Annotated in this window: 1 protein-coding gene; it reads right to left on the reverse strand. The window is 57.8% G+C overall.

Translation table 11 applies throughout. From position 1 onward, the window contains the following. Nucleotides 1-493 (reverse strand): transposase (locus ABDZ36_RS14740; protein WP_486187711.1); only part of this gene is annotated, 493 nt, incomplete at its 3' end. Nucleotides 494-502: the final 9 nt, after the last annotated feature.

The raw sequence follows: 502 nt of genomic DNA on the forward strand, positions 1-502 counted from the left end.
CGCTTCCTTCTCGAGTCGTTGAGCAGTGTACGTCAAGGACTGCTTGAGTCTCTGTATCGACGAGTTTCGTGACCTTCAGCTTCTGCACGCGGTAGCTTATTCGCTGACAGTAGTGGCGGCTCGCTGCTGAGCGTTCGTAGAATGTAGCGTCGATCGCGCCGTGTTTCGAGGGGTCGTGCAGCTGCGCCGACTGGCGCAGCAGCACTCGGCAGACGCTCATACTGATCCGGTCGAATGCTTTACACAAGGTGGAGGGCGAGGGGAGATCGGCCGCGTTGAGGCCGATCTCCCCGGTTATTTGTGGCATCTCCTTCAGCAGGTCAATCGTCATTCGGTAGGACGTGTCGAGGTAAATCCGCAGACAATGCAGGGAAACAAGGGCATAGTCGGCGAATCCGCCGCCACCTTCCGGGGCGGCGGATTCGTCTCCATCACCGGTAACAACTTGGGCAATCGGCACAATCTCACCAGTGAAGCGGGAGATTTGTGTCATAGGCAACCG

This window comes from Halarchaeum salinum (assembly GCF_039520965.1).
In the GTDB taxonomy this organism is placed as follows: Archaea; Halobacteriota; Halobacteria; order Halobacteriales; family Halobacteriaceae; genus Halarchaeum; species Halarchaeum salinum.